Source organism: Aquincola sp. J276 (assembly GCF_024700035.1).
Classification (GTDB): Bacteria; Pseudomonadota; Gammaproteobacteria; order Burkholderiales; family Burkholderiaceae_C; genus Aquincola; species Aquincola tertiaricarbonis.
Window position 1 is genome coordinate 1,176,687 of sequence record NZ_JAJONC010000002.1, and the last position, 22,672, is coordinate 1,199,358.

At 71.6% G+C, this 22,672-nt stretch carries 17 protein-coding genes and 1 pseudogene; 6 read left to right on the forward strand and 12 right to left on the reverse strand.

Annotated elements, in window-relative coordinates; all coding sequences use genetic code 11:
• Positions 1–10: 10 nt before the first annotated feature.
• The 4 genes from LRS14_RS23380 (at position 11) to LRS14_RS23395 (ending at position 9,241) form a co-directional block, all read left to right on the forward strand.
• The gene (locus LRS14_RS23380) at positions 11–3,826 is read left to right on the forward strand and encodes a magnesium chelatase subunit H (RefSeq protein ID WP_257801315.1); all 3,816 of its coding nucleotides are present in this window, start codon (positions 11–13) and stop codon (positions 3,824–3,826) included.
• A gap of 121 nt (positions 3,827–3,947) precedes the next feature.
• The gene (locus LRS14_RS23385) at positions 3,948–5,747 is read left to right on the forward strand and encodes a hypothetical protein (protein ID WP_257801316.1); all 1,800 of its coding nucleotides are present in this window, start codon (positions 3,948–3,950) and stop codon (positions 5,745–5,747) included.
• Positions 5,748–5,771: 24 nt separating this feature from the next.
• A complete protein-coding gene (locus tag LRS14_RS23390) occupies positions 5,772–7,028 on the forward strand; it encodes a phosphatase PAP2 family protein (RefSeq protein WP_257801317.1) in 1,257 nt (418 codons plus the stop codon).
• Entirely contained in the window at positions 7,028–9,241 is a 2,214-nt protein-coding gene (locus LRS14_RS23395) for a hypothetical protein (protein ID WP_257801318.1), read from the forward strand. Before LRS14_RS23390 ends, LRS14_RS23395 begins: the two co-directional genes overlap by 1 nt.
• A 443-nt stretch (positions 9,242–9,684) precedes the next feature.
• Here LRS14_RS23395 and LRS14_RS23400 read toward each other — a convergent pair.
• The 10 genes and pseudogenes from LRS14_RS23400 to LRS14_RS23445 all read right to left on the reverse strand — a co-directional run.
• Positions 9,685–9,963, reverse strand: a pseudogene (locus tag LRS14_RS23400) (DUF2867 domain-containing protein); the annotation flags it as partial.
• A complete protein-coding gene (locus LRS14_RS23405) occupies positions 9,939–10,487 on the reverse strand; it encodes a DinB family protein (RefSeq protein ID WP_257801319.1) in 549 nt (182 codons plus the stop codon). The pseudogene LRS14_RS23400 and the gene LRS14_RS23405, both read right to left, overlap by 25 nt.
• A gap of 73 nt (positions 10,488–10,560) precedes the next feature.
• Complete coding sequence (locus tag LRS14_RS23410; RefSeq protein ID WP_046114974.1) at positions 10,561–12,189, reverse strand: response regulator; 1,629 nt, start codon at positions 12,187–12,189, stop codon at positions 10,561–10,563.
• Between the two features lie 6 nt (positions 12,190–12,195).
• Positions 12,196–12,540: a response regulator gene (locus LRS14_RS23415; protein ID WP_257802209.1), complete on the reverse strand. Its 345-nt coding sequence runs from the start codon at positions 12,538–12,540 to the stop codon at positions 12,196–12,198.
• Positions 12,429–13,910 carry an ATP-binding protein gene (locus LRS14_RS23420; RefSeq protein WP_257801320.1) on the reverse strand — a complete coding sequence of 494 codons (1,482 nt, stop codon included), beginning with the start codon at positions 13,908–13,910 and terminating at the stop codon, positions 12,429–12,431. The genes LRS14_RS23415 and LRS14_RS23420 overlap by 112 nt, the downstream gene beginning before the upstream one ends.
• Positions 13,907–14,929 (reverse strand): ATP-binding protein, encoded by a 1,023-nt coding sequence (locus LRS14_RS23425; RefSeq protein ID WP_257801321.1) that lies wholly within the window; start codon positions 14,927–14,929, stop codon positions 13,907–13,909. Before LRS14_RS23425 ends, LRS14_RS23420 begins: the two co-directional genes overlap by 4 nt.
• Before the next feature lie 5 nt (positions 14,930–14,934).
• Positions 14,935–15,324, reverse strand: a complete 390-nt coding sequence (locus tag LRS14_RS23430; RefSeq protein WP_257801322.1) for an ATP-binding protein — start codon at positions 15,322–15,324, stop codon at positions 14,935–14,937.
• Positions 15,317–15,706 carry an STAS domain-containing protein gene (locus tag LRS14_RS23435; RefSeq protein ID WP_046114978.1) on the reverse strand — a complete coding sequence of 130 codons (390 nt, stop codon included), beginning with the start codon at positions 15,704–15,706 and terminating at the stop codon, positions 15,317–15,319. The genes LRS14_RS23430 and LRS14_RS23435 overlap by 8 nt, the downstream gene beginning before the upstream one ends.
• Positions 15,707–15,711: 5 nt before the next feature.
• Entirely contained in the window at positions 15,712–16,599 is an 888-nt protein-coding gene (locus LRS14_RS23440; protein WP_257801323.1) for an STAS domain-containing protein, read from the reverse strand.
• Between the two features lie 46 nt (positions 16,600–16,645).
• Entirely contained in the window at positions 16,646–17,260 is a 615-nt protein-coding gene (locus tag LRS14_RS23445) for a GAF domain-containing protein (protein ID WP_257801324.1), read from the reverse strand.
• Positions 17,261–17,404: 144 nt separating this feature from the next.
• On the opposite strand from LRS14_RS23445, the gene LRS14_RS23450 reads away from it, so the two are divergent.
• Positions 17,405–18,166, forward strand: a complete 762-nt coding sequence (locus tag LRS14_RS23450; RefSeq protein ID WP_157039692.1) for an SDR family NAD(P)-dependent oxidoreductase — start codon at positions 17,405–17,407, stop codon at positions 18,164–18,166.
• 31 nt (positions 18,167–18,197) lie between these two features.
• Here the strand turns inward: LRS14_RS23450 and LRS14_RS23455 are convergent, their stop codons facing one another.
• Positions 18,198–19,892 (reverse strand): response regulator, encoded by a 1,695-nt coding sequence (locus tag LRS14_RS23455; protein ID WP_232315454.1) that lies wholly within the window; start codon positions 19,890–19,892, stop codon positions 18,198–18,200.
• Positions 19,889–21,412: an ATPase domain-containing protein gene (locus LRS14_RS23460; protein WP_257801325.1), complete on the reverse strand. Its 1,524-nt coding sequence runs from the start codon at positions 21,410–21,412 to the stop codon at positions 19,889–19,891. Before LRS14_RS23460 ends, LRS14_RS23455 begins: the two co-directional genes overlap by 4 nt.
• A 212-nt stretch (positions 21,413–21,624) precedes the next feature.
• Here LRS14_RS23460 and LRS14_RS23465 point away from each other — a divergent pair, with 212 nt between their 5' ends.
• Entirely contained in the window at positions 21,625–22,668 is a 1,044-nt protein-coding gene (locus LRS14_RS23465) for an ROK family protein (RefSeq protein WP_257801326.1), read from the forward strand.
• Positions 22,669–22,672 lie beyond the last annotated feature (4 nt).

Consider the following 22,672-nt stretch of genomic DNA (forward strand, 5'->3'; position numbering starts at 1 on the left):
GATTCAGGCCATGACGAAGCCCACCCGCACTGCCGACCTCACGCCGTACCGGGTGGTCATCGTCACGATGGACACCCATCTCGCCAGCGCCACCGACCGGGCGCGTGCCGCGCTGCGAAGGCAGCTGCCCGGGCTGGTGCTGAGCCAGCATGCGGCCTCCGACTGGGCGGCCCACCCCGCCGCGCTGGAGCGCTGCATCGCCGACATCGGGCAGGCCGACATCGTCATCGCGACGATGCTGTTCATGGAAGAACACTTCCTGCCGGTGATGCCCGCGCTGCTGGCCCGGCGCGCGCAGTGCGACGCGATGGTCTGCGCCATTTCCGCCGGCGAGGTGGTGCGGCTCACTCGCCTAGGCAAGTTGGACATGGCCAAGCCGGCCAGCGGCCCGATGGCGCTGCTCAAGCGGCTGCGCGGCAAGGCCGCCGCCAACGGCAAGCCGCCGGCCAGCGGCGGCGCGGCGCAGATGAAGATGCTGCGCCGGCTGCCGCAGCTGCTGCGCTTCGTGCCCGGCACCGCGCAGGACCTGCGGGCCTACTTCCTCACCCTGCAGTACTGGCTGGGCGGCTCGCAGGACAACGTGCTGAACATGGTGCTGTCGCTGGTCGACCGCTATGCCGACGGCCCGCGCCGCCATCTGCGCGGCATGCTGGCCGCCGCCGCGCCGGTCGAGTACCCGGAGCTGGGCGTGTACCACCCGCGGCTGCCCACACGCCTGGCCGATGCGGCCGAGCTGCTGCCCGCGCCGGCGCCCGTCACTACCACCACCATGCCCGAGGCCGGCACCGTCGGCCTGCTGCTGCTGCGCTCGTACCTGCTGGCCGGCAACACCGCGCACTACGACGGCGTGATCGCCGCGATGGAGGCCCGCGGCCTGAAGGTGCGGCCGGCCTTCGCGGCCGGGCTGGACGCGCGCCCGGCGATCGAGCGCTTCTTCCTCCAGGACGGTCGTGCGACGGTGGACGCGGTGGTCTCGCTCACCGGCTTCTCGCTGGTGGGCGGGCCGGCCTACAACGATGCGCAGGCGGCCGAGGAGATGCTGGCCCGGCTCGACGTGCCCTACCTCGCGGCGCACCCGGTGGAGTTCCAGACGCTGGACCAGTGGGGCAGCAGCGAACGCGGCCTGCTGCCGGTGGAAAGCACCATCATGGTCGCCATCCCCGAGCTGGACGGCGCCACCGGCCCCACCGTGTTCGGCGGCCGGCCCGGCGCCGAAGGCGTGGTGTGCCAGGGCTGCCACCACCGCTGCACCTTCCAGGCCACCAGCCATGCGCAGGACATGCACAGCTGCCCCGAGCGGGCGCAGACGCTGGCCGCGCGCGTGCACAAGCTGGTGGCGCTGCGCCGCAGCGAGCGCGCGCGCCGCAGGCTGGGGCTGGTGATCTTCAACTTCCCGCCCAATGCGGGCAGCACCGGCACCGCGGCCTACCTGTCGGTGTTCGAGTCGCTGCACCGCACGCTGGCCGCCCTGAAGGCCGAGGGCTATACCGTCGACGTGCCGGTGACGGTGGATGCGCTGCGCGACAGCCTGCTGGCCGGCAATGCCGCGCAGTACGGCGCCGATGCCAACGTGCATGCGCTGATCCCTGCCAACGAGCATGTCAAGCGCGAGCGCTGGCTGCGCGAGATCGAGACGCAATGGGGCCCGGCACCGGGCCGGCAGCTGAGCAACGGCCGGTCCATCTTCGTGCTGGGCCGGCAGTTCGGCCATGTGCTGGTGGCGGTGCAGCCGGCCTTCGGCCATGAGGGCGACCCGATGCGCCTGCTGTTCGACAAAGGCATGACGCCGACGCATGCGTTCTCCGCCTTCTACCGCTACCTGCGCGAAGACTTCCGCGCCGATGCGGTGCTGCACTTCGGCACCCATGGCGCGCTGGAGTTCATGCCCGGCAAGCAGACCGGCCTGTCGGGCGCCTGCTGGCCGGATCGGCTGATCGGCGACCTGCCCAACTTCTATCTCTACGCCTCCAACAATCCGTCCGAGGGCGCGCTGGCCAAGCGCCGTGCGGGCGCCACGCTGGTGAGCTACCTGACGCCACCGATCGCGCAGGCCGGCCTGTACCGCGGCCTGCTGGCGCTCAAGGCCACGGTGGAGCGCTGGCGCGCGCCGCAGGGAGCCGACTCGTGCGAGGCCACGGAGCGCGCCGACCTCGCCGTCATGCTGCAGGCACAGGCCGCCGCGCTGAACCTGTGCGAGGCCCAGCCCGCCTGGCCCGCCGACCAGGTGGAAGCCCAGGTGCTGCGGCTGGCCGAGGCCATGCTGGAGCTGGAATACACCTTGATCCCGCAGGGCCTGCATGTGCTGGGCCGCGCGCCTACGCTGGCCGAGCGCACCGACACGCTGCTGGCGATGGCCGAGGCCGCGCGCGGAACGCCGCCGCCGCGGACGCTCATCGAGGCGCTGGTGCAGGGCGACGCCGAGGCGCTGGCCGAGCAGATGGACACGCTGGGCGAAGCGCCCGACGCCGCCTGGCTGGCCGAGCTGGCCGAGTCCAACCGCCTGCTGGCCGACAACGGCGAACTGCCCGCGCTGCTGCGCGCGCTCGACGGCCGCTTCGTGCGCCCCGCCCCGGGCGGCGACCTGCTGCGCACGCCGTCGGTGCTGCCCACCGGCCGCAACCTGCATGGCTTCGATCCCTTCCGCATCCCGAGCGCCTTTGCGGTGAAGGACGGCGCAGCCCAGGCCCAGCGCCTGCTGGACCGCTGCCGGGCCGACGGCCAGCCGCTGCCCGAATCCATCGCGATGGTGCTGTGGGGCACCGACAACCTGAAGACCGAAGGCGCTCCCATCGCGCAGGCGCTGGCGCTGATGGGCGCGCTGCCGCGCTTCGACGGCTATGGCCGCATCGCCGGGGCGACGCTGGTGCCGCTGGCCGCGCTGGGCCGGCCGCGCATCGACGTGGTGATCACGCTGTCGGGCATCTTCCGCGACCTGATGCCGCTGCAGATCAAGCTGCTGGCCGATGCCGCCTGGCTGTGCGCCGAAGCCGACGAACCGGCCGACCTGAACTTCATCCGCAAGCATGCGCTGGCCTACCAGCAGGAACATGGCTGCACGCTGGAGACGGCCGCGCTGCGGGTGTACGGCAATGCCGAAGGCACCTACGGCGCCAACGTCAACCACCTGGTGGACAGCAGCAGCTGGCAGCAGGAGGACGAACTGGCCGAGTGCTACGCGCGCCGCAAGGGCTTCGCCTACGGCCGCAACGGCCGGCCGCAGCTGCAGGCCGCGCTGCTCAAGAGCGTGCTGGCCGACGTGCAGTTGACGTACCAGAACCTGGATTCGGTGGAGCTGGGCGTGACCACGGTGGACACCTACTTCGACACGCTGGGCGGCATCACCGGCGCGGTCAAGCGCGCGCGGCGGGAGCGGGGCGTCGGCACCGGCGCCCCGCCGCCGGTGTACATCGGCGACCAGACCCGCGGCGACGGCACGGTGCGCACGCTGGGCGAGCAGGTGGCGCTGGAGACGCGCACCCGCATGCTCAATCCCAAGTGGTACGAAGGCATGCTGCAGCACGGCTACGAAGGCGTCCGCCAGATCGAGGCGCACGTGACCAACACCCTGGGCTGGTCGGCCACCACCGGCCAGGTGCATCCCTGGGTGTACCAGCAGCTGACCGAGACCTTCCTGCTCGACCCGGTGATGCGCGACCGCCTGGCGCGCCTGAATCCCACCGCCTCGTCGCGCGTGGCCAACCGCCTGCTGGAAGCCAGCGAACGCGCCTACTGGCGCCCCGATGCGGACACGCTGGCCGCGCTGCGCAAGGCCAGCGACGAGCTGGAAGACCGGCTGGAGGGGGTGTTCGAGCCGGTGGCTGCGTGAGGGCATCGCGGCAGTCGCCTTCGACGCCCGCTCATCAGATTTGAGGACGACCTGAGCCGTCGGCCCATGCGATACCACAGCCATGCACATCGGCTCGGAGAAGCGCTGCACAGTGGCCGCCATGTCAATCACCCCGTCAGAGCTGCGCTCGGAAGCGGCGACCATCGCCTTCGTCGATGTCGTCGAATCGGTGCGGCTGATGCAGGTCGACGAACTGCAGGCGGTGCGGCGCATCCGCTCGCTGCTGGACGCTGCCGCGACGCAGGTGGTGCCGGCCCATGGTGGCCGCGTGGCGGAGCGGCGCGGCGACGGCCTCCTGCTCACCTTCGCCGATACCGGCAGCGCACTGCGCTGCGTTTGCCAGCTGCATGTGCTGGCAGCGCAGTCGGCCGGCCAGGGCCCTGAGTCGCCGTCGCTGAGCCTGCGTGCAGGTCTCCACCGCACCACGCTGCTGGCCGATGCCGATGCGTTGTACGGCGCCGGCGTCAACCTGGCGGCCCGCATCGCGGCGCTGGGCCAGCCCGGCGACACGCTGATGTCGTCGCCGGTGCGCGACGAGCTGGTGCCGCCGCTGGACGGCCTGCTGCATGACATGGGCGATTGCTGGCTCAAGCACGTCGATGAAGCGGTGCGCATCTTCCGGCACCGGCCGCAGCATCCGCCGCTGCCCGCTGCGCTGGACGAAGCCATCGCCGCGCGCATGCGGCTCAAGCCGACGCTGGTGGTGATGCCGGTGCAGGCGCTGCCCGATGGCGCCCGCGCCGACCTGGCGGACATCGCGACCGACCAGCTGATCCGCATGTTCAGCCGCTCGAACGCGATGCATGTGGTGTCGGCGTTGTCATGCCGCGCACTGAAGGGTCGCGTCCTGCCGCGGCAGCAGGTGTATGCGCTGATGCGTGCGGACTATGTGCTGGAGCCCACGCTGTCCAGCGAGGTGGCGGCCCGCACCGACGGCCACGGCCAGGTGCACCTGGACACCACGCTGTGGCGGCGCGGCACCCCGGACCCGATCTGGAACAGCCAGGACAGCGCGCCCTCCAACGACCTGCTGTCGCCGCAAAGCGAGCTGCTGGGCACGGTGGTGCATGCGGTCAGCCAGCGCATCCTGCGCGTCGAGCAGCAGGCCGTTGCATCCGGCCGGCCGCTGCCCAACCTCGCGATGCACACGATGTACCTGTCGGCCATCGACATGCTGCACCGCTTCGCGCTGCGCGACTTCCTGCGCGCGCGCGAGCTGCTGGAAGCCATCAGCCAGCGGGCGCCGCGCCATGCCGAGCCGATGGCCTGGCTGGCGAGGTGGCACGTCTTCCGCGTCGTTCAGGGCTGGAGCGACAACAGCCACCGCGATGGCGCACAGGCGGAGTACTACAGCGAGCAGGCGCTGGACCGCGACCCCTGCTCGGCCCTGGCGCTGACCATGGCGGGCTCGGTGCAGGCCGGCGTGCGCCGCAACGCCGGCGCAGCGCAGGCGCTGTACCTGCAGGCGCTCAAGCACGACCCCAACGACTCGCTGGCCTGGCTGATGAGCGGCGTGGCCCATGGCTTCCTGGACGCGGCGCAGCCGGCGCTGGCGGCCAGCGAGACTGCGCTCGGCCTCGCGCCGGTGGATCCGATGCGCCACTACTACGACGCGCTGTCGGCCACCGCGGCCCTGCGGGCGGGCGACCTGCAGCGCTGCATTGCGCTGTCGCAGCGCGCCATCACCGCCAACGGCACGCATGGCTCGGCCTACCGCTCGATGGCGATAGCGCAGGCACTGTCCGGCCAGGGCGAGGCCGCTGCCGAGACGGTGCGCCAGCTGCTGGCCGTGGAGCCGCACTTCACGGTGCGCACCTACCTGGCCCGCGTGCCACCGGGCGACGACAAGACGTTGCGCTTTGCGCAAGCGCTGCAGGACGCCGGCCTGCCGGCGGCCTGAACACACACGACGCGGGGGACGACCATGTCAGGACAGCAAGGCGAACAGGGCGAGCAGGGCGAGCAAGGGGAGCAGGGCCAACAGGGGGAGGGCGACTGGCCCTCCAGCGGTGCCGGCATGCGGTCGGCCGGCGCAGGCCTGGGTCCTTTCGCTTCGCTGCTGCCCGGCGGCAACGGCGGCGCCACGCTTGGCCACGTCTACACCCGCGAGGCGCTGATCGGCGGGCTGGACGCGCCGGACATGCGCTGGAGCCCGCCCATCGCCTTCCAGGACGCCATCGCCGACGGACTGCCGCGGCCCTCCTCCACGCTGCGCTTTGCGCGTTATGCGTCCGACATCCGGCAGATCGACCTGCTGGCCGAGCTGATGAACGGCATCCGGCTGCGTGCCGACGACATGGGCAGCGTGCGCATGGAGCATGTGGACCTGCAGCCGGCGTCGGCCTGCGGCGGCACGGGTGGTTGCGTCACAGGCCACCTGTATCCGGTGTTCAGCATCTCGCGCCCGGGGCGCGCGGTGTTCGAGGGCGAGCAGCTGGTGCTCGTCAAGCAGTGGGCGGAGCTGCGCATCGAGCGCATCGGCGAGATCAACAGCCAGCTCGGCGTGCCCTGGCGCTACTGGTCGCCGGTGATGGACCTCAACCCCACGAGCCATCCACACACGCTGGAGATCCTGGCGCTGGCGGTGCGGCTGGCCTACCACGTGCTGCAGCCGGTCAAGCAGTACCTGGCCTGCCCTCGCCCGGCCACCTACTGGCCGGCGATCATCCCCGTCATCCGACCCCGGCGCTTCGAGGCTTTTCCCAGCGGCCATGCGCTGGAAGCCTTCCTGGTGGCGCGGTTGCTGGGTGCCATCGCCACCGGTGCAGGCCGGCCGGTGGCCGCCATCGACCGGCCGTTGCAGCGCCTGGCCACGCGCATCGCCAGCAACCGGGTGGTGGCGGGCGTGCACTTCCATCTGGACTCGGTAGCCGGGCGCATGGTGGCCGAGAGCTTGGCCGAATACTTCATCCACCGCTGCCAGCCGGCCCGGCCCGCCATGCCTGGCTGGGTGCCGCGGCACTTCGGCGGCGCAGGACTCGAGCCCGACGACCCCGCCCTCGCCTCCGCCTTCGACCGAAGCGAGGTGATGGACGGCCCCAACACGTCCAGCGCCTACTTCGCCGCCAACAAGGCGGCCGTACGGCTGGCGCCCCACCTGGACGAAGGGCTGGTCGACGGCAGCCATGGCCGCAGCCTGCTGCACACGGTGTGGTCGCGGGCTGAGCAGGAGTGGCAATGATGGACCCGCAGCCCGACAAGCAACCCTCGAAACCGACCTCCCAGGGGCCCGCGCGCAACCTGCAGGGCGCCGTCGATTTCACGCGCTGGCTGGCGGAGGCCCGCGCAGGCAAGCACATCGACCCCTATGCCGCCTGGGCCCTGCAGACGCTGTTCCGGCAGTTCTTCAAGAGCGGCGAGGTGACGCCGGTGCTCGATTTTCTGGTGGAGCTGAAGGGCGCTCCGCCCGACGCGGTCGACTTCATCAGCCTGCTGAACCTGCAGGAGCTCGGGGCCTCGGTGCCGCCGGTGTATTGCCGGCCGATGCCCGGCAGCCTGCGGCTGGCCCGTCATGTCACCGTGCGCATCGACAGCCGCACCGGCGACATGCGCGAGCTGGGCGAGCAGGTGTTGAACCTGATGGTGCACCCCGCCGTGAAGAGGGTGCAGATCGGATTCCCGCGGCCGCGCGCCAACCAGCCCGCACAGGCCGTGAAGCGTCCAGATCAGCTCCCGAAACCCGGCCACCCGCCAGCCGAGCCACCTCCGCCACCGCCACCGCCTGTGCTGATTGGCGTGCTGGACGATGGTTGCCCCTTCGCCCATGCCGCCTTGCGCAAGGAAGGCGGCGGCACCCGCGTGCAATGCCTGTGGGACCAGACGTCGCGCATCGACGATGCAACGGACCTGGACGACCCGCCACCGCCCGACTTCCTGTATGGCCGGCAGCGCACCGCCAGCAGCCTGGACACCATCGCGCTGGCCCACACCCACGGCGGCCACGTGGAGGAGGAGGCCGTCTACCAGGATCCCCGTGCGCTGCAGGCGCAGCCGCTGTCGCGGATGACGCATGCCGCGGCCGTGATCGGGCTGCTGGCCGGCCGGCCATCGCGCCTGCCGGTGCACACCACCACAGCGGCACTGCAGGCGGCCGGCGACGACGGCGTGCCTTTCCGCCGCGAGGATGCCGACGACGCTGCCGCCACCGCACCCCTGGCCGTCGTGCAGTTCCCGAGGGAACAGGTGAACGTCGGCGGCTCGCGCTGGATGGTGGTGCGTGCGCTGGACGGCCTGCGCTACCTGGCAAACGCCTCCCAAGCCCTGGCGCCCGAAGGCGATCCGCCGATACCGCTGGTGGCCAACCTGAGCTATGGCGGCGTGACTTCGGCCCATGACGGCACCGCACTGCTGGAGACGGCGATGGATGAACTGGCCGGCGCGCACCCGGCCATGGCCATCGTGCTGGCCGCGGGCAACTCGTACGGCACCGCGCGGGTGCTGGACAGCCCCGATGCCTTGCAACGCAGGCCCGGTGGCCGCCACTTCGAGCACCTGGGCCTGCGCCACGGGCAATCCACCGAGCTGAGGCTGCTGGTGCCGCCGCACAAGCCGATCGAGACCTACCTGGAGATCTGGTTCGATAGGGACGACGACCCGCAGGGCGGCTTCGTCGGGGAGCACGAGATCGCCATCACCGCACGCTCGCCGCTGGGCCAGGTGCTGAAGGTGGAGCGCTGGCCGAGCGTGGCCTTCAACCCGCCGCGGGCCGAGGCGACGACCGCGGGGCTGCTGTGCTTTCCGCGCGTGGCGCAGAGCCTCAAGCACAGCATGGCCTTGCTGGTGGTGGCGGCCACCCGCATGAGCACCACGCGCGTGGAAGTGGGCTCGGGCGAATGGTCCATCGTCATCACGCACCAGGGCACCGACCAGGCTGCGCCGTGGAACGTGCGCGCGTGGGTGGAGCGCGACGTGATCCCTGGGCAGACCGCCCGGCTGCAGGCGGCCAGGCTGTTGGCGCCGCACGGCGGGCCGGGGCGGCTGACCGACGAGGACACCCTCAACAGCGCCGGCACCGGCTGGCTGACGGTGCGCGCAGGCGCCTTGACCGCGCAACTGGATGCCGGTGGCAAGCCGATGGCCAGCCTCTACAGCGCCAGCGTCCGCCCCGGCGAACGCCCGCTCGAGATCTCCGCCATGGCCGACGAGAGCTTGTCGCAGCCCGGCATCCGGGTCTGCGGCACCACCAGCGACGCGACCGTCCGCGCCAACGGCACCAGCTTGGCCGCACCCCAGGCGGCACGCTGGATCGTCAACCAGCTGGCTGCGCATCGCACCGCCAAGCATGCAGCCGCTGCGGCGGCGCCAGCCGTATCGGTGGTGCCCACCCTGTCCTGCGTGCCGGGGGTGCCCGCCGCCCCGGTAACGGACCTGCGTCGCGGTCGGCTGCTGCTGTGAACCGCAGTGCCGGCCCACCGCAGGCTGCGCGCCCGTAGACCGGTCCACTTGGTCGCTGACGAAGAGCACTGGCAGGACGGGGCGTGTGTCGCGCAGCTTGAGGGCCATGCCCATCCCACGCCGATGCGGATGTGGCCGGCGTCGGGCATCGCATCGTGCGCACTGATCACCAGGTTGAGCATCGCCAGCTCTGGTTGCCATCGCTCATGGCCACCAGGTTCTGCCCGCTGGCCTCCGGGGCCACCGCAATGCAGCTGCCGGCTGTCTGCTGCAGCCGCTCGACCATGCCGGCGAGCAGTGGCCGCGTGAGGGCGATTGCCGCGGCCCTTCAGGACTGCGCCGCGGGTTTCATCACTGCCGGCACGATCAGGCGGTGCATCGGCCTGCACCACAGTGCTGACCACCAGACGGCGATGGTCGCGTGCGTCGGCCGGCTCGCGCAGCTCCGACAGCACCACGTCCAGGTGCTTGTCGCTGTCGCCCAGCAGAACCTCGTCGTCACGCGCCGAAAGCAACGTGCAGATGCCCACCCGATCTCCCGGCCGGTAGGCCGAGGCCGGCTTGCCGGCCGGCACGGCCGACAGCACGCCCAGGCCCTTGAACCCCACCAGGCTCACCACGCCGTTGCGCAGCGCCATCAACCGGTCGATCCGCTGCGGCGTGCGCCGGACCGTGCCCAGGAAGTGCTCCAGCGCCGTCAGCGTCGAAGCCCCGACGTCGATGGCATGGGCATCGTGGAATGACCAACCCTGCGCGCCGGCTCGGTCAGGTGCAGGTGACCCGTCAACAGGTCGCGCGGCGGCGTGATGCCGGCCTGGGACAGCACGCGGCCCACCGCGCCGCGGTGATAGCCGCCATGCGTGGCCACGTGGGCCAGCATCTCCTCGCGCGACATGGCACCGGCGCTGCCGTCGGTGAAGGTGAACCGCAGCACCTGCGCCAGCGCCTGCGCGTCCAACCCGTCGATGTGCGCCAGGTACCAGCGGTCCGTCTCCGCCATCGCCGCGGCCAGCGTCGGCAGCGTGGGCGTGTCGGACGTGTTCGTCGCGGTGAAGCCATGCGAGGTGCCGGCCAGGTGGGCCGCGAAGATGCGGTCCACCACATGGATGTGATTGAGCAGGCGGACGGCCGCATGCCGCTCGGCGGCCTGCGTGGCTTCATCGAGCTGCGCCACGCGGGCCAGCAGTTCGTCGTCGGCCCAGGCCTTGTGGCGGAACAGCTTGAGCAGGAGGGAGGCGGTGGACATGGGCACGGAGCGTCAGTGGCGGTTGCGCATCATCGCCGTATCGGCGGCTGATGCCACGGCCGCGCCGGTCTGCCTAACCCTTCAACAACCCCCTCAGCGCCCCCATCAGCTCGTCGACCCTGAACGGCTTGCGCAGCAGCTGCGCGCCGGGCACGGCGGTGGTGATGACGCCGCGGTCCACGTGGCCGCTGACGAAGAGCACCGGCAGCTCGGGGCGGATGTCGCGCAGCTTCAGCGCCAGGTCCACGCCGGTCTCTCCGGGCATGGCGTAGTCGGCCAGCAGGACGTCGGGCACGAAGCCCGCCTCCACCGCGGCCATGGCGTCGCGCCCGCTGGCCGCGCTGTGGACCACGTAGCCGCCGTCGGCCAGCAGGCGCGACAGGGTGTGGCGGATGTCGGCCTCGTCGTCCACCAGCAGCACCCGCTCGTCCAGGCCCGCGGCGGCCAGCGCCGCTTCCGCGACCAGGGCCGACGCGGGATCCTCGGCGGGCAGGCTGCCGGCCTTCAGCCACAGCGCGACCTCGGTGCCGCCGCCCTGGCTGCTGCTGACCCGCGCCGTGCCCTGGGACAGCCGCGCCACGCCCATCACCTGGGCCAGGCCCAGGCCGGTGCCACGGCCCGAGGGCTTGGTGGTGTAGAAGGGCTCGAAGGCGCGGGCGGCGACTTCCGGCGGCATGCCATGGCCGCTGTCGCCCACGCTCAGCACCACGTAGCGGCCGGCGGGCAGGTCGGGCTCGTCATGCAACAGCTCGCCATGTGTCACGCCGATGCGGATGCGGCCGCCGTCGGGCATCGCATCGCGTGCGTTGATCACCAGGTTGAGCATGGCCAGCTCGATCTGGTTGGCGTCGGTCATCGCCACCAGGTCCGGCGCGCCGGCCTCGATCACCACCTCGATGCGGCTGCCCGCGGTCTGCTGCAGCCACTCGGCCATGCCGGCCAGCAGCTGCGACAGGTCCACCGGCTCGGTGCTCAGGGCATCGTTGCGCGAGAAGGCCAGCAGCCGCGAGGTCAGGCGCCGACCGCGCGCCGCCGCGGCCACGGCCTTGTCCAGCATCGCACGCGGCTCGCCGTCGTCCAGCCGCCGGCGCGCCAGGTGGATGTAGCCCACCATCGACGCCAGGATGTTGTTGAAGTCGTGCGCCATGGAGCTGGTGAGCTGGCCCACCGCTTCCATCTTCTGCGACTGCACCAGCGCGGCCTCGGCCCGCTCGCGCTGCGCGATCTGCTCCACCAGCGCCTGGTTGGTGGCATGCAGGTCGTGGGTGCGTTCGACGATGCGCTGCTCCAGCGTCTCGTTCAGCTCCCGCGTGCGGGCCTCGGCCTCGTGCAGCCGCAGCAGCGCCCGCACCGACGCCACCAGCTCGGCCGGCTCGATGGGCTGGATCAGGTAGGAATCGGCACCGCCTTCCAGGCCCCGGGTGCGGTCCTCGGGGCTGACGAAGGTGGCCGAGGTCTGCAGCACCAGCGTGGTGGGCCAGCGCGCCTTGATGACCTTGCACAGCTCGATGCCGTTGCCGTCGGGCAGCTGCACGTCCAGCAGCACCAGCTGGGGCTTGAGCGACTCCATCTTCAGCAGCGTGTCGGCGGCGCTGCCCGCATCCACCACGTGGAAGCCCGCATGCCGCAATGCACGATGCTTGGTGTAGCAGGCTACTTCCGAATCATCGACATTGAGGATGGTGACGGTGCGTGCCGGCATGACGCTTCAACCCGGGGACTGCGCCTCGTCCAGCACCAGCCGCATCAGCCGCGAGAGGCCGTCGCGCGAGAGGTCCTGCTTCGGCACGATGGCATAGGCCGAGGCCAGCGCGCGCTTCTGGTCCACCGTCAGCGCATGCGAGGTGCACACGATGACGGGCGTGGACTTGAGCGGCGAATCGGCCAGCCGCGCCAGGGTGGCGAAGCCGTCGACCTTGGGCATGTGCAGATCGAGGAAGATCATGTCGGGCTCCTCGGACAGGGCAAGCGCAATGCCCACCTCGCCATTTTCCGCCTCCAGCACGTCGAAGCCGGCGTCCTGCGCGATGTGGCGGATGACGTAGCGGAACACCTCCTCGTCGTCCACCACCAGCACCCGGCGCTTGCCGCCGCCCCCTCGGGCACCACCGCCTGGCCATAGCGCACCGGGATGGCCAGGGTGAAGGTGGAGCCCACGCCGGGCTCGCTGCGCGCCGATAGCTCGCCGCCCAGCAGCATGGCCAGCCGGCGCGACAGCGGCAGCCCGAGGCCGGTGCCGCCACGCTGCAGCCGGCCTTCCACCTGGCCGAATTCCTCGAAGATGAGGTCGATGGCCGAGGCCGCGATGCCGATGCCGGTGTCCTCCACCTCGAACACCATGCGCGCATGGCGCTCGTCATGCCGGGCGCGCACCTGCACATGGCCGGCCTCGGTGAACTTCAGTGCGTTGCTCACCAGGTTGCGCAGCACCTGCGCCACCTTCTGCTCGTCGGCCAGCAGCGCAGGCAGCCCCGGCGCCTCGTCGAACACCAGGTTCACCGCCGGGTTGGTCAGCAGCGGCTTGAGCGACCCGCGCAGCGAGGCGAAGAGGTCGGTCACGGTGAAGTCGGTCGGCCTCACGTCCAGCCGGCCGGCCTCCACCTTGGCCAGGTCCAGCAGGTCGTTCACCAGCTCCAGCAGCGTCTGGGCGGAGCGGCGGATGTAGTCCACCTGGCGCTGCTGCTCGGTCGTCAGCGGGCCGTCCACGCCGTCGATCAGCAAACGCGTGAGCGCCATGATGCTGTTGAGCGGCGTGCGGAACTCATGGCTCATGTGCGAGAGGAAGCGCGACTTCATCTCGCTGGCGCCGCGAAGTTCCTCGGCCTTCTGCTCCAGCTCGGAGTACAGCGCCACCACGCCGCGGTTGGTGTCCTCCAGCTCGCGGTTCAGGCGGTCGGCCTCGGCCTCGCGCTCCTGCAGGTCGGCCAGGCTGTCGATCAGCTCGCGCTCCTGCACCTGCAGCTCGGCCACCGGGTCGGGCCGGCGCTGCGGCAGCGTGCTGCCCAGCCGGGCCAGCTGCGCCGGGTCGGGCACCGCGGGCAGGTACTGCGACAGCAGCACCTCGGTGCCGGTGGCGGCGCTGCGGATGTCCAGCCGGTCCACCAGCCGGCGCGCGCTGGCGATGCCGGCGCCCTGCCCGGGCGCGAACACCTTGCGTCCGCTGAGGATCAGCTCCAGGTCGGCGATGCCGGCACCGTGGTCGCGCACCGCCACCTGCAGCTGCCGGCCGTCCAGGCCGATGGCCACCTCGCCGCCACCGGCATGGCCCAGCGCATTGCGCGCGATCTCCGACACCGCGGTGGCCAGCCGCGTCTGGCCCTTGCGGTCCAGGCCCAGCAGCTCGGCCACGCGGCGGGCCTGCTGGCGGGCGGCCACCACGTCGGCCGGTGCGGCCAGCGGCACGGTGAGCAGCACCGGGTTCATGCGCGGGCCTGCGCGGGCGCGCGGGTGTCGGCCACCACCACCGTGGCATCGTCGCGGCCGCGGCCGAAGTCGCGGTACAGCACCGCGGCCACCAGCATCGGATGCGCCTGCATCAGGCCGGGGTAGGTGGCCAGGTTCCAGCTGGTGGCGATGCCGTCGGAGTGCAGCACCAGCAGGCCGTCGCCGCACGGGTAGTCGAAGGCCTGGATCTTGCGCGCGTTGTGGCCCACGATGCCGTTGTGCGAGACCATGCGCCGCACCGCCGCGCCCGGTGCCCGCGGCACGAAGGTGCTGGCGATGTTGCCCACGCCGGCGAAGCTGACGGTGCCGCTGGCCCAGTGGATGCGCGACACGCCCACCGCCGCGCCGCGGGTGTGGCGGATGGCGCCATGCACGCCCTGCACGATCTCTTCCGGCGGCTGGTGGCGGCTGCGCTGGAACTGCGCCACCGCCTCGTTGGCCGCGCGGGCGGCGTCCATGCCGTGGCCCAGGCCGTCCACCACGAACACGGTGCGCGACTGCGCATCCTCATGGCAGCTCCAGGCGTCGCCGCAGGCGGTCTCGCCGGGGCGGGGCACCACCACGGCGCCCAGCGTGTCGCGCAGCGCCGGCGGCGCGGCCTGCGGATCGGGTGGCGTCTCGCTGTCGGCCACGCGGGCCAGCACCGCGGTGCCGCGGCCGGGCCAGCTCACCAGCTCGAAGGGATCGGCCAGCCGGCGCAAGGCACCCAGGCCGTTGCCCGCGGTGCCGGCGGTGGAATAGCCATCGGCCAGGCTGCGGCCGATGTCGGCGATGCCCTCGCCGGTGTCCAGCGCCAGCAGGCTCACATGGCTGCCGGCCGCGTCCACCAGCAGCCGGCCGCCCTGCCCATGCTTGAGCAGGTTGGTGGCCAGCTCGGTGGCCACCAGGGCCACGCGGCCGGCGGCCGTCTCGCCGAAGCCCGAGGCGGTGGCGGCCGAGGATGCACGCCGCCGCGCCTCGGCGATCTGGCTCTGCTCACGTACCAGCACTTCCAGCATGGCGGCTACTTGAAGCGGGCGATGGTCACGGTGGTGCCCTCGCCGGGCGCGGAGCGGATGCTGAACTCGGACGACAGCCGCTTGGCGCCGCCCAGGCCCAGGCCCAGGCCGCCGCCGCTGGTGTAGCCGTCGCGCAGGGCCAGTTCGATGTCGGCGATGCCGGGGCCTTCGTCCACGAAGGACAGCCGCACGCCGCGCCGCGGCGACAGCACCAGCTCCACGTCCACCGTGCCGCCGCGGCCGTAGTCCAGCGTGTTGCGGGCCAGCTCGCTGGCGGCGGTGACGATCTTGGTCTGGTCCACGAGGCTGAGTCCCGCCTCCAACGCCAGTGCGCGCACCCGCTGCCGGACACGCACGACATCTTCAGACTTCCGGATGTCCAGGCGCTCAGTCACCGGCGTCGTCGTCGTCGTCTGAGTTCAGGTAGGCATGGCTGCGGATCATGGCCATGCCACGCTCCACGTCCAGCGCCGTCTTCACGCCGTTGAGCGAGAGGCCCAGCTCCACCAGCGTGATGGCCACCGCCGGGCGCATGCCCACCACCACCGTGTCGGCATCCAGGATGCGCGAGACGGCGGCGATGTTGTCCAGCATGCGGCCGATGAAGCTGTCCACGATCTCCAGCGCGGAGATGTCGATCAGCACGCCGCGCGCCCGCGCGGACACGATCTTGGCGGTGAGGTCTTCTTCCAGTGCGCTGGCCAGCTGGTCGTGCATGTCCACCTGGATGGTGACCAGCAGCGCCTCGCCCAGCTTCAGGATGGGGATGCGGTCCATGCCGCTCAGCCCAGCGCCGTGATGGCGGCGGGCGGCTCGGGCCGGCGCAGCCGCGTCACGCCGCGGCCCTGGCGGGACAGCGCCAGCGCGAAGGCATCGGCCAGCGTGGCCTTGCTCACCACCGTCAGCTCCACGCCCAGGTGCACCATGGTCTGCGCGATCTGCGGGCGGATGCCGCTGATGATGCAGTCCGCGCCCATCAGCCGCGCGGCGGCCACCGTCTTCAGCAGGTGCTGGGCGGTGAGCGTGTCCACCGTGGGCACGCCGGTGATGTCGATGATGGCCATGCCGGCGCCCTGCTGCGCGATGGTCTCCAGCAGGTTCTCCATCACCACCTGCGTGCGCTGGCTGTCCAGCGTGCCGATGAGCGGCAGCGCGAGGATGCCGTCCCACAGCTTGATGACCGGCGTGGACAGCTCGGAGATCTCCTGCTGCTGGCGCACGATGACCTCCTCGCGCATGCGCTGGAAGGCCTCCATCGTCAGCAGGCCCAGCCGGTCCAGCAGCAGGCCGGCCGACCAGCTGGCCTCCAGCTGCGCCACGGCGTCGCCGGTGTGGTGGCGGGTGATGGCCTCGAACAGCGGCTGCTTGAGCGAGAACACGAAGGTGGCGATCTCGCGCGGGCTGAAGCCCTGCTGGGCACGGGTGGCCGACAGGTCGCCCAGCGCATCGCGCACGTTGGCGAAGGGCGGTGCATCGGCATCCGCGCTTTCGGCCATGGCCTCGCGCAGCTGGCGCAGGAAGCTGGTGCACTGCACCCGAAGCTCCCCTTCGCGGATGCGGCCGCTTTGCAGCGCGCCATCGGCATGCAGCCGCAGCAACCAGGCTTCGAGGATCTCCGCCTCGTGGGCCGCGACGATGTCGTATGCGGGTGCTTGTCCCGTCTGAACCATGCTTCTATTCCTTCCTCAGCGCGGTACGCGTGCCTCTGCGGGCATGTTAGCCGGTGTGCGGTCCCTGCCCGGCGGCGGACAGCGCCTGCAGCAGCCGGCGCACCTCGTCGCTGCACTCGTCCTCCGGCTTCACGCCCAGCGCCACGCGGGCCAGGTCCAGCGTGACTGCCTGGGCCACGCGGCGCAGCACCGCCGCCTCCTCGGGCAGCCAGCGGCGCGGCTGGCCGATCTGCTCGCAGCAGGCCACGCCCACCGCCTGGCCGTTGACCACGAAGGCCGCGTCCAGCGTGGCCACCACGCCTTCCGGCCGGCAGTAGGCTGCATCCAGCGCCGCCAGGGCCGGTGCCTGGCGGACGTCCTCCACCGCCAGCAGGCCGCTGGCCAGCAGCGCATCCAGGTAGGCCTGCACCGCGGGCTGCGGCAATGCGCAGCGGCTGACCTTGAGCGTGCGGCTGTGGCTGGAGAAGGCGGTGCAGTCCAGCGTGCGTTCCGGGTGGCGGCGCTGCAGCAGCCACAGCGTGACGCGGCTGCAGTCCAGCGACACCTTGAGCAGGTCGGCGATGGCATCCAGGTGGCCGGCCAGCTCGCGGCTGCCGGAGCCGAGCTCGAAGCTCAGTTGTCTCAGCGTCTCGTTGACCGCCAGTAAGCGAGTGCTCTGCATGACCCAGTTTAGGCGCCGCAACGGTGCGTAACAGCCCGCACGAGCGGCTTGCGCGGGGCACCTACAGCGCCCGCCGCAGCCGTCCTACGCGGTGCGGCGGGCGGGGGCCGGAGACTGGGTCCAAGCATTCGCAAGGAGCATGAGTTGCATCGTTTCGGAAACAAGACCGTCATCGTCACCGGCGCGGCTTCGGGCATCGGCCGCGGCGTGGCCGAGCGCTTCGCCAGCGAAGGCGCCAACGTGGTGCTGTGCGACATCGACGAGCCACGCCTGCAGCAGGTGGCCGCCACGCTGCCGGCCGGGCGCACGCTGGCGCGCCGCTGCGACGTCTCGGACTACGCCCAGGTACAGGCCCTGGTGGATGCCACGGTGCAGCGCTTCGGCGGCGTGGACGTCATGGTGAACAACGCCGGCATCGCGCCCGAAGGCTCGGTGGAGGCGGTGTCCATCGACGACTGGCACCGCACGCTCAACACCGACCTCACCGGTGTGTTCCACGGCTGCCGCGCGGCCATGCCGCACCTGCTGCAGTCCCAGGGCTGCATCGTCAACACCGCCTCGGTCTCCGGACTGCGGGCGGACTGGAACACCGCCGCCTACAACGCGGCCAAGGGCGGCGTGGTCAACCTCACCCGCGCCATCGCGCTGGACTACGGCAGCCGCGGCGTGCGCTGCAACGCGGTGTGCCCCTCGCTCACCCGCACCGGCATGACCGAGGACATGCTCAAGGACGAGGAGCTGGTGGACGAGTTCATGGAGCGCATGCCGCTGGGCCGCGTGGCCGAGCCGGCCGACATCGCCGGCGTGGTGGCCTTCCTGGCCAGCATGGACGCACGCTTCGTCAATGGCGTGAACCTGCCGGTGGACGGCGGCGTCACCGCCTCCAACGGCCAGCCGCCGATGTGATCGGCCCATCCGGCGGTCCGGGCCGGGCGCGCTATTCGGCGGCCTGCACCGCGCCGTCCTGGATGGCCTGGGCCACCGCGCCCAGCAGGGTGCCGATGTCGAACGGCTTGACCAGGATGGACTGCGTGCCCAGCACCGCGCCCACCTCGGCCATGTCGGCATAGCCGGTGGCCAGGATCACCGGCAGGCCGGGCTGCTGCTCGCGTGCATGCTTGATGACCTCGGCGCCGTTCATGTGCGGCATGGCGTAGTCGACGATCAGCAGGTCGGGCTGGTGGTGCGACAGCGCCTCCAGGCCGTCCGCGCCGTTCGATGCCGCGACCACGCGGTGGCCGTTGAGGCGCAGGCTTTCCACGATCACGCGGCGCACCTCGGCATCGTCCTCGATCACCAGGATGCTGTGGGTCTGCGCACCGGCATGGCCGTGGTCCTCGGCCGGCACCGGCGCCGCCACCTGCGGCGCCACCAGCGGGAAGCGGATCTCCACCGTGGTGCCCTCGCCCAGCGTGCTCTCAATGCGCGCCAGCCCGCCCGACTGCTGCGCGAAGCCGTACACCTGGCTCAGGCCCAGGCCGGTGCCGCTGCCCACCGGCTTGGTGGTGAAGAAGGGATCGAACACCTTGCTCAGCAGGTGCGGCGGGATGCCGGCGCCCTGGTCGGCCACCGACACCAGCACGTAGCGGCCGGCGGGCAACTCGTCCGCGTCGAGGTCCTCGATGCGGGTGGACAGCCGCAGCCGGCCGCCGCCGGGCATCGCGTCCTTGGCATTGACGGCCAGGTTCAGCACCGCCATCTCCATCTGGCTGGGGTCGATCTGCACCCAGGCCTGGCCTTCGCAGAGGTCCAGCTCCAGCTGCACGCTGGCGCCGGTGGACAGGGCCACCAGCTCATGCATGCCCAGCAGCAGCGCATTCACGTCGGTCAGCCGCGGCAGCAGCGACTGCGCGCGGGCGAAGGTCAGCAGCTGGCCGGTCAGGCGCGAGCCACGCGAGACGGCACGCCGCGCCCGCTCGGCGATGCCGGCCACCTTGGCCTCGGGGCTCTGGCGCACCAGCAGCTCCAGGTTCATGCTGACCACGTGCAGCAGGTTGTTGAAGTCGTGCGCGATGCCGCCGGTGAGCCGGCCGATGGCCTCCATCTTCTGCATGTGCACCAGCGCGGCCTGCGCCCGCTCGCGCTCGCTGATCTCCGCCATCAGCCGGTCGTTGGCGGCGGCCAGTTCATGGGTGCGCGCGGCGATGCGGTCTTCCAGCTCGCGGTTCAGCCGTTCCACGGTGGCCCGGGTCTCGCCCAGCTCCTGCAGGTTCCGGCGGGTGGTGTATTGGCGCTGGCGGGCCCGCACCGCGGCTTCGGCGGCGCTGGCCAGCGTCTCGGCATTCACCGGCCGCTCCAGCAGCATCACGTTGCCCAGCGACTGCAGCGTGCGCAGCGCATGGTCGGAGCGCCGGCCTGCCTGGCGCGTGGCCAGCACGATGAAGGGAAAGTCCGACCAGCTCGGCTGGTCGGCCAGCCAGCGCAACAGATCGCCGTCGGGGCCGCCCTGCAGCGCCTCCTCGGTGAGGATGGCTGCGGCCGCGCCTTCGCGCAGCGCTGACAGCACCGCGGTGTGGCTGGCGCAGGTCACCGCCTCGATCCGGCGGCCGGCCAGCACCGACACCACCACCTCCGCGTCCCTGCCGCGGGGGGTGTGCACCAGCACCCGCAGTTCCAGGCCGGCGGCGCTCACCGGGCGCCCGGGGCCGGCACGGCGCCGTCGTCGCCCAGCAGCGGCTGGTTGCCGCGATAGGCCGGCACGCCACGCATCACGCCATCGAAATCGGTGAGCGCGGCGCCCACCTCCACCCCGCCGGGGCCGAGGCGGAACTCGCGGATGGAACTTTCGTGCGCGCTGGTGCGGCTCTTGACGGCCAGCACCGCCTTCAGCAGCCGGCCGCGCGCCTCGAAGAAGCGGAACAGCAGGATGGCGTCGCTGAGGTAGCTGAGGTCGACGTCGTTGTGGCCCTCGCCGAACAGCCCGTGCTGGCCCAGCACCAGGATGGTGGCCACGCCGCGCTGGTTCAGATAGGTGAGCAGCTCGTGCATCTGCAGCAGCAGGAAGCGCCCGCCCGGCATCGCCTGCAGGTAGGCATTCAGGCTGTCGATGCCCAGCGCGGTGACGCCGCGGCGCTCGACCGCTTCGCGCACCAGGTGCGCGAACTCGCCCGGCGTGACGGCGGCCGGGTCCAGCGCCACCACTTCCAGCTGTCCATCGTCGAGGAAGCGGCGAATGGGCATGCCCAGCGCGTCGCAGCGCGCCAGCAGCGTGCCCAGGCCTTCGTCGAACAGGTAGTACGCCGCGCGTTCGCCACGCTGCAGCGCAGCCAGCAGGCAGGCGACGGCGGTGGTGGTCTTGCCGACGCCGCTGGGGCCGGCGAACAAGGTGTTGCTGCCCAGGGTGAGGCCGCCGCCCAGCAGCTGGTCCAGCGCCTGGTTGCCGGTGCTGCGCGCGGTCGGCCGGAAGCTGGCGCCGTGCTCGGCCGCGATCAGCCGCGGGTAGACGGAAATGCCGCCGGTGTCGAGCTTGAAGTCGTGGTCGCCACCGCGGAACTTCACGCCGCGCAGCTTGGCCACCCGCAGGTAGCGCTTGTCCTCGCCGTAGTGGCCGGTGGTCTGGCCCAGGGTCAGCACGCCGTGGGCGATGCTGTGCAGCTGCAGGTCGCTGTCGCTCGAGGTCTTGTCGTCCAGCAGCAGCACGGTGCAGCCGCAGCCGGCAAAAAAGTGCTTCAGTGCCAGGATCTGCCGGCGATAGCGCAGGGGATCCTGCGCCAGCAGCCGCATCTCCGACAGGCTGTCGAACACCACGCGGCGCGGCCGGTTCTTCTGCACCTCGGCCATCACGCCGCGGGTGGTTTCGCCCAGCTCGATCTCCGACGGATGCAGGATGGATTGCTCGGCATCGGCGCTCAGGCCCTCGGCCGTCACCAGCTCGAAGACCTGCAGGCCTTCCAGCGACCAGCCATGCGCGGCGGCCACGGTGCGCAGCTCCTGCGCCGTCTCCGACAGCGTGACGTACAGCCCGCTCTCGCCGCGGCGATGGCCTTCCAGCAGGAACTGGATGCCCAGCGTCGTCTTGCCGGCGCCGGGCTCGCCTTCCACCAGGTACAGGTGGCGTGGCGGCAGGCCGCCGCCCAGCACGTTGTCCAGGCCTTCGATGCCGGTGGAATCGCGCTCGGGATGGGCGGGCGTGGCTTGGGGCGGACTGTTCATGGGGGAGATGAGGGGGGCAGGCGACCGTTGGACGTAAGAGGCACGCGACACGCAGCGCCGGCAAACGTCGCCTTGGCGGCAACCGGCATGCCTGCATCTCCGCTTGCGCCGATGACTGCGGTTGCCGGCCTACAAGCGGATGGTGGCGTGTCTGACGCGTCGCACTTCCGGCCCGGCGAAAGATGGGGCCCCTTCGACCGCCGCCACCCGACATGACCGATGACGCCGCCCTGCCCCGTCCGCCCGCGCATGGCAGCTGCACCCTGGCCGATGTGCGCATCGACGGCTACAGCCTCGAGATCGAGGACGAGGACGGCCTGGTCGGCGACCAGGCCAGCCAGACCGCCTTCCGCGAGCTGCTGGCGCAATGGCGCGAGCGCATGGAGCGGGCCGGCCACGATCCGCTGGGGCCCACGCCGAGCGAGGAGATGAGCAAGGAGACGCTGGACCGGCTGGCCCTGTCCGGCGACACCGAGGCCGCACGCACGGTGGCCCTGGCCATCAACGAGTTTTCCGAGCGGCTGGCCTATGTCATCGGCCGTCTGATGAAGCATCCCAGCTGGCAGGGCGTGCAGCGCATCGTGGTGGGCGGCGGCTTCAAGGAAAGCGCCATCGGCCGCATCGCCATCCGGCAGACGGCCGGCCGGCTGCAGGCCGCCGGCCAGGCGGTGCAGCTGCGCGCCATCCACTACGGCGCCGACGACGGCGGGCTGATCGGCGGCATCCACCTGCTGGACCGCTCGCCCGCCGGCCCGCGCGCCTCCATGCTGGCCATCGACATCGGCGGTACCAACGTGCGCTGCGGCATCGTGGAATTCGGCGGCGACGGCGGCCGCAGCGCCTCGGTGGTGCGGCGCGAGAAATGGCGCCATGCCGACGAGGAAGGCGATGCCGACCTGGTGCAGGGCATCGTGGCCATGCTGCGCCGGCTGATCGCGCATGCCGAAGGCGAGCAGCGCCCGCTGCTGCCGGTGCTGGCCGTGGGCTGCCCGGGCGTGGTGCTGGAAGACGGCTCCATCGACCGCGGCGCGCAGAACCTGCCCGACGACTGGCGGCAGGCCAGCTTCCACCTGCCGCGCCGGCTGCAGGAGAACATCCCGCGCATCGGCGAGGCGGACACGGTGGTGGTGATGCACAACGACGCCGTGGTGCAGGGCCTGAGCGAACTGCCCTTCACCCAGGACGTGGCGCGCTGGGCCGTGCTCACCATCGGCACCGGGCTGGGCAACGCCAGCTACACCAACACGCCGGGCTGAGGCC

Coding starts and splice junctions, on each gene's coding strand:
- LRS14_RS23380 (WP_257801315.1), top strand. CDS start 11: ATGACGAAGCCCACCCGCACTGCCGACCTCACGCCGTACCGGGTGGTC.
- LRS14_RS23385 (WP_257801316.1), top strand. CDS start 3,948: ATGTCAATCACCCCGTCAGAGCTGCGCTCGGAAGCGGCGACCATCGCC.
- LRS14_RS23390 (WP_257801317.1), top strand. CDS start 5,772: ATGTCAGGACAGCAAGGCGAACAGGGCGAGCAGGGCGAGCAAGGGGAG.
- LRS14_RS23395 (WP_257801318.1), top strand. CDS start 7,028: ATGGACCCGCAGCCCGACAAGCAACCCTCGAAACCGACCTCCCAGGGG.
- LRS14_RS23405 (WP_257801319.1), bottom strand. CDS start 10,487: ATGTCCACCGCCTCCCTCCTGCTCAAGCTGTTCCGCCACAAGGCCTGG.
- LRS14_RS23410 (WP_046114974.1), bottom strand. CDS start 12,189: ATGCCGGCACGCACCGTCACCATCCTCAATGTCGATGATTCGGAAGTA.
- LRS14_RS23420 (WP_257801320.1), bottom strand. CDS start 13,910: ATGAACCCGGTGCTGCTCACCGTGCCGCTGGCCGCACCGGCCGACGTG.
- LRS14_RS23425 (WP_257801321.1), bottom strand. CDS start 14,929: ATGCTGGAAGTGCTGGTACGTGAGCAGAGCCAGATCGCCGAGGCGCGG.
- LRS14_RS23435 (WP_046114978.1), bottom strand. CDS start 15,706: ATGGACCGCATCCCCATCCTGAAGCTGGGCGAGGCGCTGCTGGTCACC.
- LRS14_RS23440 (WP_257801323.1), bottom strand. CDS start 16,599: ATGGTTCAGACGGGACAAGCACCCGCATACGACATCGTCGCGGCCCAC.
- LRS14_RS23445 (WP_257801324.1), bottom strand. CDS start 17,260: ATGCAGAGCACTCGCTTACTGGCGGTCAACGAGACGCTGAGACAACTG.
- LRS14_RS23460 (WP_257801325.1), bottom strand. CDS start 21,412: ATGAACAGTCCGCCCCAAGCCACGCCCGCCCATCCCGAGCGCGATTCC.
- LRS14_RS23465 (WP_257801326.1), top strand. CDS start 21,625: ATGACCGATGACGCCGCCCTGCCCCGTCCGCCCGCGCATGGCAGCTGC.